The 14,762-nt window shown below is 67.0% G+C and carries 17 protein-coding genes; 14 read left to right on the forward strand and 3 right to left on the reverse strand.

The window, feature by feature from the left end:
- The first annotated feature begins 345 nt into the window (after positions 1-345).
- A complete protein-coding gene (locus AOZ49_RS32805; RefSeq protein ID WP_197286806.1) occupies positions 346-1,038 on the forward strand; it encodes a hypothetical protein in 693 nt (230 codons plus the stop codon).
- 384 nt (positions 1,039-1,422) lie between these two features.
- Here the strand turns inward: AOZ49_RS32805 and AOZ49_RS33200 are convergent, their stop codons facing one another.
- A complete protein-coding gene (locus AOZ49_RS33200; RefSeq protein ID WP_197286807.1) occupies positions 1,423-1,725 on the reverse strand; it encodes a hypothetical protein in 303 nt (100 codons plus the stop codon).
- Between the two features lie 208 nt (positions 1,726-1,933).
- Between AOZ49_RS33200 and AOZ49_RS30935 the strand changes: the two genes are divergently transcribed.
- The 12 genes from AOZ49_RS30935 to AOZ49_RS30990 all read left to right on the forward strand — a co-directional run bounded on the left by AOZ49_RS30935 (position 1,934) and on the right by AOZ49_RS30990 (position 12,041).
- Positions 1,934-2,371 (forward strand): hypothetical protein, encoded by a 438-nt coding sequence (locus AOZ49_RS30935; protein ID WP_054479719.1) that lies wholly within the window; start codon positions 1,934-1,936, stop codon positions 2,369-2,371.
- Between the two features lie 132 nt (positions 2,372-2,503).
- On the forward strand, positions 2,504-3,016 hold the full coding sequence (locus AOZ49_RS30940; protein WP_054479721.1) for a ClbS/DfsB family four-helix bundle protein: 513 nt from the start codon (positions 2,504-2,506) through the stop codon (positions 3,014-3,016).
- 50 nt (positions 3,017-3,066) lie between these two features.
- Positions 3,067-3,654 carry a TetR/AcrR family transcriptional regulator gene (locus AOZ49_RS30945; protein ID WP_054431753.1) on the forward strand — a complete coding sequence of 196 codons (588 nt, stop codon included), beginning with the start codon at positions 3,067-3,069 and terminating at the stop codon, positions 3,652-3,654.
- A gap of 165 nt (positions 3,655-3,819) precedes the next feature.
- Positions 3,820-4,323 carry a DUF2306 domain-containing protein gene (locus AOZ49_RS30950; RefSeq protein ID WP_054479723.1) on the forward strand — a complete coding sequence of 168 codons (504 nt, stop codon included), beginning with the start codon at positions 3,820-3,822 and terminating at the stop codon, positions 4,321-4,323.
- 44 nt (positions 4,324-4,367) lie between these two features.
- Positions 4,368-5,039 (forward strand): hypothetical protein, encoded by a 672-nt coding sequence (locus AOZ49_RS30955; RefSeq protein WP_054431751.1) that lies wholly within the window; start codon positions 4,368-4,370, stop codon positions 5,037-5,039.
- Between the two features lie 269 nt (positions 5,040-5,308).
- Positions 5,309-6,094, forward strand: a complete 786-nt coding sequence (locus AOZ49_RS30960; RefSeq protein WP_054431750.1) for an IclR family transcriptional regulator — start codon at positions 5,309-5,311, stop codon at positions 6,092-6,094.
- Positions 6,095-7,702, forward strand: a complete 1,608-nt coding sequence (locus tag AOZ49_RS30965; RefSeq protein ID WP_369815894.1) for an OPT/YSL family transporter — start codon at positions 6,095-6,097, stop codon at positions 7,700-7,702.
- Positions 7,703-7,743: 41 nt separating this feature from the next.
- The gene (locus AOZ49_RS30970; RefSeq protein ID WP_054479726.1) at positions 7,744-8,685 is read left to right on the forward strand and encodes a DUF1177 domain-containing protein; all 942 of its coding nucleotides are present in this window, start codon (positions 7,744-7,746) and stop codon (positions 8,683-8,685) included.
- Positions 8,686-8,703: 18 nt separating this feature from the next.
- Positions 8,704-9,399 (forward strand): AroM family protein, encoded by a 696-nt coding sequence (locus AOZ49_RS30975; RefSeq protein ID WP_054479728.1) that lies wholly within the window; start codon positions 8,704-8,706, stop codon positions 9,397-9,399.
- A 67-nt stretch (positions 9,400-9,466) separates the two neighbouring features.
- Positions 9,467-10,276 (forward strand): DinB family protein, encoded by an 810-nt coding sequence (locus tag AOZ49_RS30980; protein WP_054479729.1) that lies wholly within the window; start codon positions 9,467-9,469, stop codon positions 10,274-10,276.
- Complete coding sequence (locus tag AOZ49_RS30985) at positions 10,273-11,022, forward strand: alpha/beta fold hydrolase (RefSeq protein WP_054479731.1); 750 nt, start codon at positions 10,273-10,275, stop codon at positions 11,020-11,022. Before AOZ49_RS30980 ends, AOZ49_RS30985 begins: the two co-directional genes overlap by 4 nt.
- A gap of 71 nt (positions 11,023-11,093) precedes the next feature.
- Positions 11,094-12,041, forward strand: coding sequence for a Dyp-type peroxidase (locus tag AOZ49_RS30990; protein ID WP_054431746.1), 948 nt, complete (start codon positions 11,094-11,096; stop codon positions 12,039-12,041).
- A 6-nt stretch (positions 12,042-12,047) separates the two neighbouring features.
- Here AOZ49_RS30990 and AOZ49_RS30995 read toward each other — a convergent pair whose 3' ends face one another.
- Together AOZ49_RS30995 and AOZ49_RS31000 are read right to left on the reverse strand one after the other, a co-directional pair.
- Entirely contained in the window at positions 12,048-12,494 is a 447-nt protein-coding gene (locus AOZ49_RS30995) for an SRPBCC family protein (RefSeq protein ID WP_054479733.1), read from the reverse strand.
- An 88-nt stretch (positions 12,495-12,582) separates the two neighbouring features.
- On the reverse strand, positions 12,583-14,310 hold the full coding sequence (locus AOZ49_RS31000; RefSeq protein ID WP_054479735.1) for an NAD(P)H dependent flavin oxidoreductase family protein: 1,728 nt from the start codon (positions 14,308-14,310) through the stop codon (positions 12,583-12,585).
- Between the two features lie 96 nt (positions 14,311-14,406).
- Here AOZ49_RS31000 and AOZ49_RS31005 point away from each other — a divergent pair.
- The coding region (locus AOZ49_RS31005) for a GntR family transcriptional regulator (RefSeq protein ID WP_231690494.1) at positions 14,407-14,762 on the forward strand (356 nt) is incomplete at its 3' end.

A 14,762-nucleotide genomic window follows, 5' to 3' on the forward strand; every position in this document is an offset into this window, starting at 1 on the left:
GGGGGCGATGGGTCGACATGGGGGATATGCTCCGAAAACCAGGGCGGCATATGGGGGGGGCGGCCACGCGGTTTTGCCTGGCCGTCCCATATATCGTTGCCGTCATTGTGCGACGGCGCCTGGCATCCGGGTACTGGAGAGTTGTGATCGACTGTGAAGATATGATAAGCGGTGAATTAAACTAACTGACCCTAGGTGCTCGATGCTAGAGGGCCTTGGTTGAAAACACGCTTCGATCGTTATTGGCTTTTATTTTTATTATTTATGTAGATTTCGGGTAAATACTTCTACTTCAGAATTTTTTTATGGGAGATGGGTGTGCCAGAGAACATAGATAGTTCTGTCTTGATCTTGAAAGATTGCATTGTGCTGGGGTCTGGCGGTTTCCCATTTATGGCCGGTAATACGGTCACCGTTAGTTTTTCAAGCACCGTTGTAACGTGCAGTGGGCTTGAGTCAGTAGCTAGATTTTCGATGGTGGAAGTGGTTGATCTTGCGATTACTGGACCAGGAACGGTCGTGCAAGGTGGTGGTTTTATAGGTGGTGGTTTCGGTGTAGAGGGGGCGTTGGAAGGGGTGGCGATAGCTGGTGTCCTCAATATGCTAACTTCGCGAAAGAAGATCCATACTTTCGTCACACTTACAACAAATTTTGGCGAATTGCACTTGCATTACGGGGCTATGGATCCCTCGCCGCTACGTATTTATCTATCCCCTGTTTTTGTCGGACTGAGAAGGATTGACAAAAAATGGATGAAAGAGCGCGAGTGGTTGATCTCGTCCCACCTCGAAAGTGGATTTATCACAGCTGAGGACGCGAAGATGTTTAGGGAGCGTTTGATCCATACTCCTGCCTGGCCCAACCCTAAAGCGGAGACTGAGGCGGAAAGATTGGCAATTGAAAAAAACTTGAATGATGCTCCTCAGGGGCTCTGTCCAAATTGCGAAAAGGTCATTCCTCTTCATAGTGAAACTTGCAGATATTGCAATGCAAATTTCGGCGAGTATGCCTCCTGGAGTGTGACGCCAATCGGCTGAGATAGCTGTAGAGCATATTTGTTTTATGGTTCCAGACCTTGAATAGATCGTAATGGTCCGAGATATTTGATGCCGAAATCTATAGAGCTTAATGACAGTGCCGCCAAGCAAAAAATGCGATCGCTTTGGCCCATTTATGTCCCAAATTGGTTGGGGGGTACCGGGAATTGGGTCAGGCTGTTGCCGTTTCCTGTCATTAGGGGGCCGCGGCAGCCCTACTTACATCGTCCGGGCGGCGCTTTGGTGACAAACCCAGATGGACTGTTCGGATCGTTTGGCGAACATCACGTCGATTTGCTTGTGCTGGAGCATTGCGGCACGCTTCAAAATTTTTATGATAAACGATCACGCTATGGAACTTCCCACGATGGCTTGTTATTAGCGCTACCCCAACCTTGGCGCGATAATTGGCAGGGGGTCATACATGGCGGAAAAGGTGGAAAAATGCTCGATTTTGGAGATATCGTGGAGCTTAGTCGAGGGCCTGGATGCTTGCCTGCGTGGATCGGGCGGTCCTACCATCCGCGCGCCCCTTGGGCGAATGATGACTGGAAATTTTCTGTCAGAAGCGTTCTCTGCTGTTTTTTTTTGAAGCCCAGAGATTTGGCTGTTATCCGAAAAAGCGGAAATCTCATGCCTAGGCACGAGTTCGTCACGCAGCATGGGCGTATTGGTCAAATAAATCATAGTGTTTTTCGTGATTGGTTAAGGAGCGCGCTACAGTCTTCTCAGGTGCTGTAGCCGAATAAATTCGAGAAAAGGGATTTCGACTGGTACTGCAGGCGCTTCCGGGATCGTTTAGTGCTAATAGTAGGGAGGGCTGAGCCGACAAGGCCGGGTCCGACGGACGCCGCGCTGACGCCTCTCCCGCCAATGACTTCGCCGAACGAATCCGATGCCGGAATGGAACCGCACCGACGCCGCGCTGGCTGCTATGCAACTCTGTACACATGATGGCGTACCCGCACAGGAATCGTGGCTGGACTGCGCGATCGCCGACGGTGGACGTCTTCGACTAGTGCTGCTGGTGGCAGACCCACGGGCGGCGTTGCCCCTGCTCGACCGGGCGCGGCAGATATCCATGGTGTTGGCGGTGCGATGCGATGCCGGTTTGCGCTTCCTGTGGGAAGCTGGCCGCCAGACCGGCGACCCCGAAGATCCTCCTGCGGCTTTCCTCGCAGGTTTCACCCCGTCCGACCTGGTAGTCGCCGCTGATGGCGGTTACGTCCTGCACTTTGCGCCGCGCGACGCGGCTTGGTTCATGGCGGGTTATTGGCCCGCGCTCCACTACAACGCCGAGCATCAGGCGACCGGCTGGACCTGCGAATCGTGAGAACGGGCGGCGGCGCCCGTTCCCGGGGCCGCGAGAAGCCTCGGCCAGGGAATTGAAAAACAGCGTCGGACTACACTTTCGACGACCGGGTTTCTCACCCGGTGCTTTTTTCATTTCACCAGGAGACCAGGCGTGGCGGTTCCCCGGAACAAGCAGGAATTGCTGGATGCGATTCGCGTCACTTACCAGAAACTGACCGCCGATCTGACGGATGTGCCGGCCGATCGCGCGCACCGGTCCACACTGGAAGGCCATGCGCAGGGGACGACGATGAGCGTGGCCGATCTGGTCGCCTATCTGATCGGCTGGAACCTGTTGGTACTCAAATGGTGCGAGGCGAAAGCGGGAGGACATGCCGTCGATTTCCCTGAAACAGGCTACCGATGGAACGAACTGGGCCGTCTGGCGCAAAAGTTCTATGCCGACCATGCGGCACAGCCCTACCCCGCGTTGCTGCAGCAGTTCGCCGAGGTCCATGCCCGCATCGTGGCTTGGGTGGCGGCGGCAAGCGACGCGGACCTTTATGGCGCTCCCTGGTATGAGAAATACACCCAGGGCCGGATGATTCAGTTGAACACGTCCTCTCCCTACGCCAATGCGCGTAGCCGCGTGCGCAAGTGGAAGCGGGCCAACGGCCTGGCTTGACTGGCTCTCACTGCTTGACAGTCAACCAACCAACTAGTAGATTGGCTGCCATGAACCTGGAACTTTCCCCCCGTGCCCTGGAAATCGTCGATCAGACCCGGCTGCTGCTGGCCACCGGCGGCTATCACGGCTTCAGCTATGCCGACATCTCCGAGCGGGTGCGCATCGGCAAGGCCAGCATTCATCACCATTTCCCGACCAAGGCCGACCTGGTGCTGACCGTGGTCACGCGGCATCGCGACCAGGCCCGCTCGGGGCTGGCGGCGCTGGACCAGCATGTGACGGATCCGCAGGCGCGCCTGATGGCGTATGCGGACTACTGGGCCAAGTGCATCCGCGATGGTTCCATGCCGATGTGCATCTGCGCGATGCTGGCGGCCGAATTGCCGATGATCCCGCAGGCGGTGGCGGACGAGGTGCGCGCCTATTTCGGCGAGCTGACCGCGTGGATCGGGTCGGTGCTCGGCGCCGGCGTCGCGACGGGGCAATTCGTGTTGCGCAACGGCGTGCTGGTCGAGGCGCAGGCCTTCATGTCCACAATCCATGGCGCGATGCTGACGGCCAGGGCGCTGGGCGCGCCGGAGGCGTTCACGTCGATCTCGCACGCGGCCATCAGGCAGTTGTCGACGCCGGCGTGATGGCCTGCCCGCGCGTGCCTTCGGGTGCGCGTTTTTTTGAATGGCTTTACCAACCAACTAGTTGGTTGTTTAATGAGTTTCCCGGGCGTCACGGCCCATGTCTGTCCACGTTGCCGGCGCTGTCGCCATTCCTGGCCGCGCCGGCGCTTTCAAGGAGCCCTGCTCATGCCGCATCCCATTTCGCCTCTCGGGGCCGCACACACCCTGATCAGTCTGGTCCCCGCCTTTGCGGGCCTGTACAGCTTCGTCCGCTACCGAGGCATCGACAGCACGACGCGGGTCGGCAAGGTCTATCTGGGCGGCCTGCTGGTGGCGGTGCTGACGTCGTTCGGCCTGTCCAGCACGGGCGGGTTCAATCCCGGCCATGCGCTGGGCATCCTGGCGTTGCTGTCGGTCGCGGGGGCGCTGTTCCTGTCGCGCCGGTCGCCGCAATCGGCGGCGCGGGCCCATCTGTCGCAGCTCGGGTTCGCGTTCAGCTTCTTCCTGATGTGGGTGCCCGGGATCGCGGAAACGCTGACCCGGCTGCCGGTGTCGCATCCCCTGGCCGACGGACCGCAGCCGCCGCTGGTGCGCGGCGCGCTGGCGACGTGGTTCGCGGTCTTCGTGCTGGGCGCCATCACGCAGCAATGGTGGATCCGTTCGCAGCGCCGCCGCGCGCCGTCCCGCTAGCCAGGTGACGCCGCGCGCGCCGGCGCGCGGCCAGGGGAATTGCCATGAGCGCCAACGCCATTGACCCGATCGATCCGCTGCGCATCGACGCGGTGCGCGACCCGTACCGTCTCGAACGCCTGCACGCGCAACTGCGGACCGACCGCGCGATGCGCGCGCGGGCGGCGGAGTTCTCGCGCATCCACGCCGCGCAGGCGCAGGCGGTGTCGGCGACGGCAGCGGCAGCGGCAGCGGCAGCGACGTCTCAACCAACGCCGCCGGCCGCGCCAGCCTCCACAGCGTCATCCGCGCCGCCCGCCGCGGCCCCGAAAATGGACCCACCCGGCATCGCGCTCGAACCCTTGCGCGACCAATACACGGCGCATTGCCTGAAGCTCGCGATCCAGGCGTTCCGTGATGAACAGGCTCGGCTGCAGGCGCGCACCGTCGCGATCAACCGGGCCGAACGCGATGCCCAGGCGGCGTTGCAGGCGCGCGCCGAGGCCGCCAATGACCTGGGCACGATTCAGGGCCTGCTGCCGCAACTGCCATATCGCTTCGTGGCGGGGCTGCCGGCGATCCTGCCATCGCAGACCGTGGCCGCGCCCGGCCCCGCGCCCATCACGGTGGGGCCGGTGGCGCAGGCCGCGGCCTTGCGCAATGCCACCGACGATGCGCTGGCCGGCGATCCCGCCCAGCGCGCTCGCAACCGCCGCCCGCGCCCGAGCGAGGAATGACGGGCGGCCGGCGCAACGCCGGCGGTACGCGCCCAGCGCAGCCGTAATGGGCGCGGCCACAGCGGTGCGCGTCGCGGGCACATCGCAGACACGCACAAGCGCGGCCGCCAGGGCATGCCGGCCAGCGCGCGCCCCGGCTTCGCATTCAGCGTGCCGTAAATCACCTTTCAAACCCCCTCCAAACCTAGGGTTAGTTCGCGTATCCGGCCGTTTTCGGAAGGACTACATTGACTCATTCCTTGGAACCAAGTCTCATTTTTTGGAACTTTATGGCCTCACTCGAAAACGCAGCCATCATTCTTCGCCTGATCAACAAGCTCAATCGCAAGGTCACGGTGACGGACCTGGTTGACCACCTGGGGATGCCGAAAAGCTCGGCGTCGCGCCTGTTGGCGCAGATGAAGGAACTGGGGCTGCTGGACCGTGAGGAGAGCACCCGCGCCTATGGCCCGGGGGTGATGATCCTGGAGCTGTCGCGGATGGTGCGCGAGACCACCTCGCTGTCCGCGCAGATGCAGGACGCGCTCAAGCGGCTCAGCGCCCAGAGCGGCCACACCGGCTACATCTCGGTGCTCGAAGGGCGCGACGTGATGGTGCTGCACGTGCAGCAGGGCTCGCATCCGCTGCGCGTCACGACCTATCCCGGACACCGTTCGCCCAGCTGGGCCACCTCGACCGGCCGCGTGCTGCTGGCGCGCGACGGTGACGACAAGGTGGCCAAGCGGCTGGGCAAGCAACTGCCGTTCATTTCCGACGAAGCGCCGCGGACCGTGCCGGACGTGCTGGCGCGGCTGCGCGACGTGCGCGAGTCCGGCTTCGCCGTGGCGATCAACGAGGCCATCCCGGGGGTGGCCTCGGTCAGCTGCGCCGTGAGCGATCCGGTGTCCATGGAGCGCTTCGCCATGTGCCTTTCCTTTCCGGCGGCCCAGGCCGATGCCGCCAGCGTGCAAGCGCTGGCCGCGGACCTGCTGACGGAAGCCAGAAGCCTCGGCCGGATCGTCTGCGATCCGGCCTGGGGATCCCCCGTTCATGCCCTCCACGAGTCAGCACCATGATTGATTCCACCCCCCCGCCACGCCGCCCAAGGCGGCGCCTCCGTGCAGGAAGACCCGCACCCGAGAGCGCTCTCGCTGTCCAACCTGGTCCTGTTGGCCGCACTGAGCGTGTTTGGCGCAGTGATCGGCATCCAGCTGATCGTGACCCTGGGCGTGACGCCCAACACTTCCATCATCGGCGCGCTGGTGGCGATGATCCTGGCCCGTGTGCCGATGCGCCTGCTGCGCTCCTACCGCTCGGTCCACACGCAGAACCTGGCGCAGACCGCCATCTCCTCGGCCACCTTCGGCGCGGCCAACAGCCTGCTGCTGCCGCTGGCCATTCCCTATCTGCTGGGCCGCCCCGACATGGTGCTGCCGATGTTCCTGGGCGTGGGGCTGGCGATGCTGCTGGACGCCTACATGCTGTACCGCCTGTTCGGCAGCTCGGTGTTTCCGGCCACCGGCGCCTGGCCGCCCGGCGTGGCCGCGGCCGAAGCCATCAAGGCCGGCGACCAGGGCGGCACGCAGGCCAAGCTGCTGGGCCTGGGCATCGTGGTGGGCGCGGTGGGCTCGTGGTTCAAGATCCCGATGTCGGCGTTCGGCGTGGCCTTCATCGGCAACATCTGGGCGCTGGGCATGTTCGGCCTGGGCCTGCTGCTGCGCGGCTATTCCGAGCCGCTGTTCGGCATGGACATCAACAAGCAGTACATCCCGCACGGCATGATGATCGGCGCCGGCCTGGTGGCGCTGATCCAGGTGGCGATGGTCATGCGCAGCAAGGCCGGCCCCAAGGCCAGCGGCCCGGCCGGTCCCAGCGTCGGCAGCAGCCTGCGCCTGGGCGGGGTGGGGTACATCCTGCTGTCCGCCGGCATCTCGCTGCTGGCCGGGCTGTATGCCGACATGTCGCTGCCGATGCTGCTGGGCTTCATCCTCTATGCCGCCTTCGCCGCGCTGGTGCACGAGCTCATCGTCGGCATCGCCGCCATGCACTCGGGCTGGTTCCCGGCGTTCGCGGTGGCGCTCATCACCTTGCTGCTGGGCCTGTTGATCGGCTTTCCGCCGCATGCGCTGGCGATCCTGTGCGGCTTCTCGGTGGCGACCGGCCCGGCTTTCGCGGACATGGGTTACGACCTCAAGGCCGGCTTCATGCTGCGCGGCAACGGCGCCGACATGGCGCTTGAACTGGAAGGCCGCAAGCAGCAGCTGATCGCCGCCATGCTGGCGTTCCTGATCGCGATCCCGGTGGTGTATGTCAGCTATGGCGCGCTGTTCGCGGGCGGCCAGCTGCCGCCGGTGGCCAAGGTCTACGTGGCGACCATCAACGCCGGCGCCACCCCCGGCATCGCGCAGATGCTGCTGGTGTGGGCCATTCCCGGCGCCATCATCCAGCTGATCGGCGGTCCCAAGCGCCAGCTCGGCGTGCTGCTGGCCACCGGCCTGCTGATCGCCAACCCGCTGGCCGGCTGGGCCGTGGTGGCGGGCATCGCGCTGCGCCTGCTGGTCGAGAAGGTCGGTGGCGAAAAGCACCGCAACCACATGGAAGTGTTCGCCGGCGGCATCATCGCGGGCGATGCCATCTTCAGCTTCTTCAGCGCCGCCATCACCGCTCATTTTGGCAAGAAGTGATTCCCCCCTTCTTGCCGTTTTTGCCCGAAAGGAAATCCATCATGAGTCTTTCCCAGACATTGCAGGCCTTCGAAGCGCTGGACAGCGCGCATGCGTCGGGCCACACCGTGGCCACGCTGCTCGAAGGCTATCCCGGCGTCAGCGTCACCGTCACCAAGATCACCGGCGCCAACGGCTCGACCGATTTCGTGCGCATCGTCATTCCCGGCACCCAGGGCAAGCGCGCAGGCGGCTCGGCGCCCACGCTCGGCATCGTCGGCCGCCTGGGCGGCATCGGCGCGCGGCCGGGCCGCATCGGCCTGGTGTCCGACGGCGACGGCGCGGTCGCGGCCGTCGCCGCCGCGCTCAAGCTGGCGCACATGCAGGCGCAGGGCGACGTGCTGGCCGGCGATGTGATCATCGGCACGCACATCTGCCCCGATGCGCCGACGCGCCCGCACGAACCGGTGGATTTCATGGACTCGCCGGTCGACATGAAGGCCATGAACGAGCAGGAACTCAGCGCCGAGATGGACGCGGTGCTGTCGATCGACACCACCAAGGGCAACCGCATCATCAACCACAAGGGCTTCGCGCTGTCGCCCACGGTCAAGCAGGGCTACATCCTGCGCATGTCGGAAGACCTGCTGCGCATCATGGAGACGACCACCGGCCGTCCCGCCGCCACCTTCCCGATCTCGCTGCAGGACATCACGCCCTACGACAACGGCGTGTACCACGTGAACAGCATCATGCAGCCGTCGGTCGCCACCGCGGCGCCGGTGGTCGGCGTGGCCATCACCACCGAGAGCGTGGTGCCGGGCTGCGGCACGGGCGCCAGCCACGAGGTCGACATCGCGTCCGCCGCCAAGTTCGCGGTCGAAGTGGCCAAGGAATTCACCCAGGGCAAGTGCCAGTTCTTCGACCGCGACGAATACGCGCTGCTGCTCAAGCTCTACGGTTCGCTGGCCCATCTGCAGGGCGAGCAGGTCGCCCAACACTGAACGCACGGGAGCGCCACCATGTCCGCCACGGCCAAGCTCGGCACCATCACCATCGGTCAGGCCCCGCGGCCCGACATCACGCCGATTCTCGAACGGCACCTGCCGCCCGGCACCGCCTGCCTGCACGCGGGCCTGCTCGACGGCCTGGCGCGCGACGAGATCGAACGGCGCTATGCGCCGCGGGCCGGCCAGGCCACGCTCATCACGCGGCTGCTGGACGGCTCGTCGGTGGTGGTGGACAAGGCCGCCATGCTGGCGCTGCTCACGCAGAAGATCGCGGCGCTGGAGGCCCAGGGCTGCGCCTTCGTGCTGGTGCTGTGCACCGGCGCGTTCGACGACCTGCGCGCCGCCAGCGCGTGGCTGATCGAGCCGGACCTGATCGTCTCGCCCACCGTCGCCGCCCTGGCGGGCGCGCGGCAGGTGGGCGTGATCGTGCCGCTGGCGTCGCAAGTGGCGTCCGAGGCGCACAAGTGGCGCGCGCTGCAACACGCGCCGCTGTGCGCCGTGGCCTCGCCCTATGCCGATGACAGCGAGTCCCTGGCCGAGGCGGCCCGAGAACTCAAGCGGCAGGGCGCCGACCTGCTGGTGCTCGACTGCATGGGGTTCGTCGAACGCCATCGGGCGGCGGCCGCGGCGGCGTCCGGCCTGCCGGTGATGCTGTCGAACGCGGTGATTGCGCGGCTGACGGCGGAGCTGCTGGCGCAGGCGGACTGATGCGCGCGTGTTGACGGCGGCCGGCTAGTAACGTATCGTTTTGCGCAGTTACTAGCCGAGCGTCGCCATGCACTCCCGTTTCGACCGTTTCCGCGCCACCCCCCTCGGGCAGCAGCTCGAGGCCCTGATCGATGAGCCCGGCCGCTACCTCGAGTACGCGGCGCTGTCGCGGGTCGGCGTCGCCGCCGTCGCCGCCATCAGCGACGACATCGAGACCGTTTTCCCCGAAGTCGCGGCGGATACCACCGCGCGGCAGTTCTGCGGCGCGCTGGTGGCCGACCTGATGCGGCGCCACGGGCACGACGTGGTGCAGGCGCGCGGCCGCGTGGCGGGTCCGGTCTTCAGCTATGGCGCGGTGTTCAGCCCGCGGCCCGTGGCGCTGCCGTTCGCCGGCGTCATCGACGGGCTGGCGCGCATGCCGGACGCGCTGGCCGGCCTGATGGCGCGGGTGCCCGCCGCGTGGCGCACCCGCCGGCCCGAAGGCACCGGGTTTTCGGCCACCGAACACGTCTGCCACCTGCGCGACCTGGACGCCGTGTTCACCCAGCGCATCGCGGCCATCCTGGCCGCGCCGCTGCCGCGCATCGATTCCGTCGACGGCACGGCCATGGCGGCCGAGCGCGACTACCAGGAACAGGACCCGGACGCCGCGCTGGCGTCGTTCCGCCGCGGCCGGGCGCAGCTGTGCGCCTCGCTGCGCAAGCTGGACGCGGCGGCGCTGGCGCGCTGCGGCCTGCGCGATGGCCTGCACCGCATGACGCTGGAGCAGATCGTGCGCGAGCTGCTCGACCACGACCGCACCCATTGCCAGGAACTGGAGGAACTGCTCGCCGAGCTGGCGCCGCCGGCCGCCCGCGGCAAAGGCGGCGCCGAATGAGCCGCGCGTCCGCCGCGCCGCCGATGCTGCTGATCCACGGCCTCATCGGCGCTTTCGACGTCGACGCGGGCCTGCCACGGCACGCCGCGCCGCCGCTGCTGGGCTACGGCGAACACCAGGCGACGCCGCCGGCGCGCATCTCGCTGCCGGCGCAGGTCGAGCACCTGCGCGCGTTCATCGACACGCATTTCGACGGCGTCGCGGTCGACCTGGTGGGGCATTCGGTCGGCGGCGCGGTGGCGATGCTGCTGGCGCAGGCCTATCCGCAGCGGGTGCGCCGCATCGTCAATGTCGAGGGCAATTTCACGCTGGCCGACGCGTTCTGGTCGGCGTCCGTGGCGCGCATGAGCGCGGGCGAGGCCGAGGCCATGCTGGACGGCTTTCGCGCCGATCCGCTCGGCTGGCTGGGCGGCGCGGTGGCCGAGCCCCGGCCGCATTGGCGCGACACCGCCGCCCGCTGGCTCGCCTGGCAGCCGGCCTCGACGCTGCGCGCCATGGCGGCGTCGGTGGTGGCGGTGACGGGCGCGGCCGGGTACCAGGACACCTTGCGGCAGGTGTTCGCGCGCCATCCTGTGTATCTGCTGTCGGGCGCGCGTTCGCACGCCGGCTGGAACGTGCCCGACTGGGCCTGGCGCGCCTGCGCGGGGCGGCAGGCGTTGGACGGCTGCGGCCACCTGATGATGCTGGAGCGGCCCGAGGCATTCGTGGCGGCGCTGCGCCACTGCCTGGGGCATGACGGCAACTGAGGCGGGCGCATCGGCTATATTGCCAGCGCCCCTTTTTTTCTCGCGGGCCGTTGCCGGCCCCACTGAATCCCATGTCCGAAAAACCCGTCGAACCGCAAGCCGTCCTCAGCCCCAACGCCCGCTACGCGATCTTCATCGTCGCCACGCTGAACCCCGGCGCCGACAACGCCGCCGCCGTGCGCGCCTGGTGTGAAGACGTCGGCAACCTGGTGCGCACCGTCGGCACGCGCGCGGTGGCGGCCGACCTGTCCTGTGTCTGCGGGTTCGGCTCGGCCGCCTGGGACACGCTGTTCGGCGCGCCGCGGCCCGCGGCCCTGCATCCGTTCCGCGAGATCGGCGCGGGCGAGCGCGTCGCCGTGTCGACGCCCGGCGACATCCTGCTGCACATCCGCGCCGAAGCCATGGACGCCTGTTTCGAGCTGGCCACCTTGCTGGTGGCCGCGCTGGGCTCGGCGGCCACGGTGGTCGACGAAGTGCACGGCTTCCGCTATTTCGACCGGCGCGCCATCATCGGCTTCGTCGACGGCACCGAGAACCCGCAGGGCTTCGAGCTGCCCGGCTACACCCTGATCGGCGACGAGGACGAAGCGTTCGCCGGCGGCAGCTACGTGCTGGTGCAGAAGTACCTGCACGACATGACCGCCTGGGAAAAGCTGTCGACCGAACAGCAGGAACTCATCATCGGCCGCCGCAAGCTCACCAACGTCGAGCTGGCCGACGACGTCAAGCCGTCGTACTCGCACAGCGCCCTGACCACCCTGGAAGAGGATGGCCAGGAGATCAAGATCCTGCGCGACAACATGCCGTTCGGCCGCGCCGGCGCCGGTGAATTCGGCACCTACTTCATCGGCTACGCGCGCTCGCCCAGGCCGATCGAGCAGATGCTCGAAAACATGTTCGTCGGCCGTCCGGCCGGCAACTACGACCGCTTGCTCGACTACAGCCGCGCCGTCACCGGCAGCCTGTTCTTCGTGCCGTCGGCCGAGCTGCTGGACGAGCTGGCCGAACGCGAAGGCTGATCGGCCTCAGTCGGGGATCTGCGGCTCCACCAGCCGCATCAGCTGCGCCAGCGATTCCTGCCAGCCCAGGTGGCACATCTCCGGCGGAATCACCGCCGGGATGTTCTCCTGCACCACGGTCATCTCGGTGCCGCAGGAGACCTTGCGCAAGGTGATGGTGGTCTGCATCCGCCCCGGCAGGTTCGGATCGTCAAACTGGTCCGTGTAGCGGATCTTCTCGCCCGGCACCAGTTCCAGGTACTCGCCGCCGAAATCGTGGGCGTGGCCGGTGCCGAAATTGCGGAACGACATGCGGTGCCTGCCGCCCACCCGCGCCTCCAGTTCATGGACGGTGCAGGTGAAGCCGTAGGGCGGCAGCCAGCGCACGACCGCGTCGGGTTCGAGGAAGGCGCGGTAGACGCGTTCGGGGGTGGTGCGCAGGACGCGATGCAGGGTCACGGTGCCAGTCGTCATGATGAATCCGCCTTTGAAGGGAAGTTGAGCGTACTGGGTCGACGTTTGAGCATCCCGCGGATCGACATGGCTGGCATGAGGACAAACCCTAGGTTGTCAGCCTGTCCGCCTCCGCCGGCGTGTCCCGCAGCAACACATCCTCATAGAACGCACCGATCGGCAGCGCGCGGTCGCGCACCTGGATCTCCAGCACCCAGATGCCGTCGGCGGGCACGAAATCCGCCTGCGCCAGCTGGTGCTTGCCGTACAACGCGTGCGGAAAATCCGCCACCCGGTGCCCCGGGATCTCGCGCACCAGTTCGCAGCCATGCCGGCGGGCGTGCGCCTCGGCGCGGTCGTACAGGGCGGCGCCGGTCAGGCCCTGGAGCCAGTCCTCGCGGGTGCGCTCGAACACCTGGCGCGCGGCCTCGGCGCAGCGCTCGCGGTCGGCGTCGGCGCCCAGCACGAAGGTGTCGCCGTAGTCGCCCTCGTAGCCGTCCCAGACCGGGCCGATGTCGACCACGAACACATCCTCTTCCCGCAAGCGGCGCTGGAAGTCGGTGGGCTGCACCGCGGGCGACTGCGAGTCGGGGCCGAAGCGGATGTAGGTGGGGTGCCAGTTGTGCGACGAACCCATCTGGCGCAGGTGCGCGTCGGCCGCGTTGACCGCCTCGCGCGTGGTCATGCCGGGCCGCATCAGCGCGGCGATCTCGCGCACCGCGTCGCGCGAGCGGCGGCGCGCCTCGAGGATGCCGTCCAGGGTGAAGTGGCTGCCGACCCGTTCCCAGGGATGGGCGGGGGCGGCCGGCGCGCCGGCGGCGGCCGCGTCCTGCGAGGGCAGGAACGCTTCCGCGTGGAAGCGGTCGCGCGCCAGTCCGGCCGCGCCCAGCCGCTCGCGCGCCGCCCGCACCATCGCCGGGTTGCCGCAGGCGTAGACCACGGTGCGGGCCCAGTCATGGTCGGCGGCGAGGGCGGCGTCCTGCACATGCCCGGGGGCGGCGGCCTGCGCGGCGGGGGTCTCCGACAGCACGGCGTGCCAGGCGAAGCCGGCGCCCTTGCCCTGCAGCGCATTGAGCAGCGGCCCCGCGTAGCAATCGTCCTCCGTCCGGCCGCCCCAGTAGAGCGTGACGCGCTTGAAGCGCGGGTCCCGCAGCGCTTCCATCAGGATCGGATGGATGCCGGCGTAGCCGGTGCCGGTGGCCAGCAGCACCAGGTGCTCGATGTCCGCGGGCCAACCGTAGGCCGGCCAGACGCAGGCGCCCTGCGGACCTTCGAGGGCCAGCGTGTCGCCGGGCATCAGGCGCGGCAGGATGCGTTCGGTGAAGCCGCCGCCGGGCATGCGGCGGATGTGGAATTCGAGTTGCGCGGGGCCGGCGGCGGCGGGCACGTTGGCGATCGAGAAGGGGCGGTGGCTGCCGTCTTCCAGCAGGAAGCGCACGTGCTGGCCGGCCTGCCAAGTGAAGGCGGCGTCGCCGCGCACTTCGATGACCAGCCGGGTGACGTCGGCCGTCAGCGGCGCGCGCGACAGCACGGTGGCCTCGCGCCGCTGCATCGGCTGGGGCGGGGCCTGCCAATGCGGGAACCGCAGCGTCAGGTCGCTGGCGGCGCGGCATTGGCACATCAACAGTTCATCGTCGGCGGTGACGTAGGAACGCTCGTTGGGCGGCGTGATGCGTTCGTGCCGGCCGGCGGTGACCACCGCCCGGCAGGCGCCGCATTCGCCGCGCTGACAGGAGAAGGGCACGGCCGCGCCCTGGGCCAGCGCGGCGTCCAGGATCGAGGTGGCGCCATCGCAGGTGAATTGGCCGCTGGCGAGGGTGATGGTGTAGGTGGACATGGCACGGTTCCGAAAGACGGGTCGATGGGCGTAATGTAGGGATAGAATGGCTGGGTGAAATAGGGCCATTTCCATGAATATGAGCAAGCCACTTATATGAGCAAGCCACTGGTGCGCGATGCCCGGCTGGAATCCAGCCTCGACCTGCCGGTCGACCCGCCGCGCGCGGGAGAATCCAAGCAGGCCTGGGTCTACCGGCAGATCCGCGAACGGATCCTGCGCGGCGTGCTGCCCTCGGGCGGGCGGCTGCCGTCCACCCGCGACCTGGCGGCGCGCTGGCACGTGGCCCGCTCCACGGTCGAGGCCGCCTACGACCAGTTGCGCGGCGAGGGCTATACCGCCGGCACGGTCGGCTCCGGCACCTACGTGGCGGCGGTCATCCCGGACAATTTCTTCCGGCGCGGCCTGCCCGGCGACGGCGGCGCGGCCAGCGGACCGGGCGCGGCCGCGGC

Origin of the sequence: Achromobacter sp. 2789STDY5608615 (assembly GCF_001298995.1) — a bacterium.
GTDB lineage: Bacteria > Pseudomonadota > Gammaproteobacteria > Burkholderiales > Burkholderiaceae_B > Achromobacter > Achromobacter insuavis.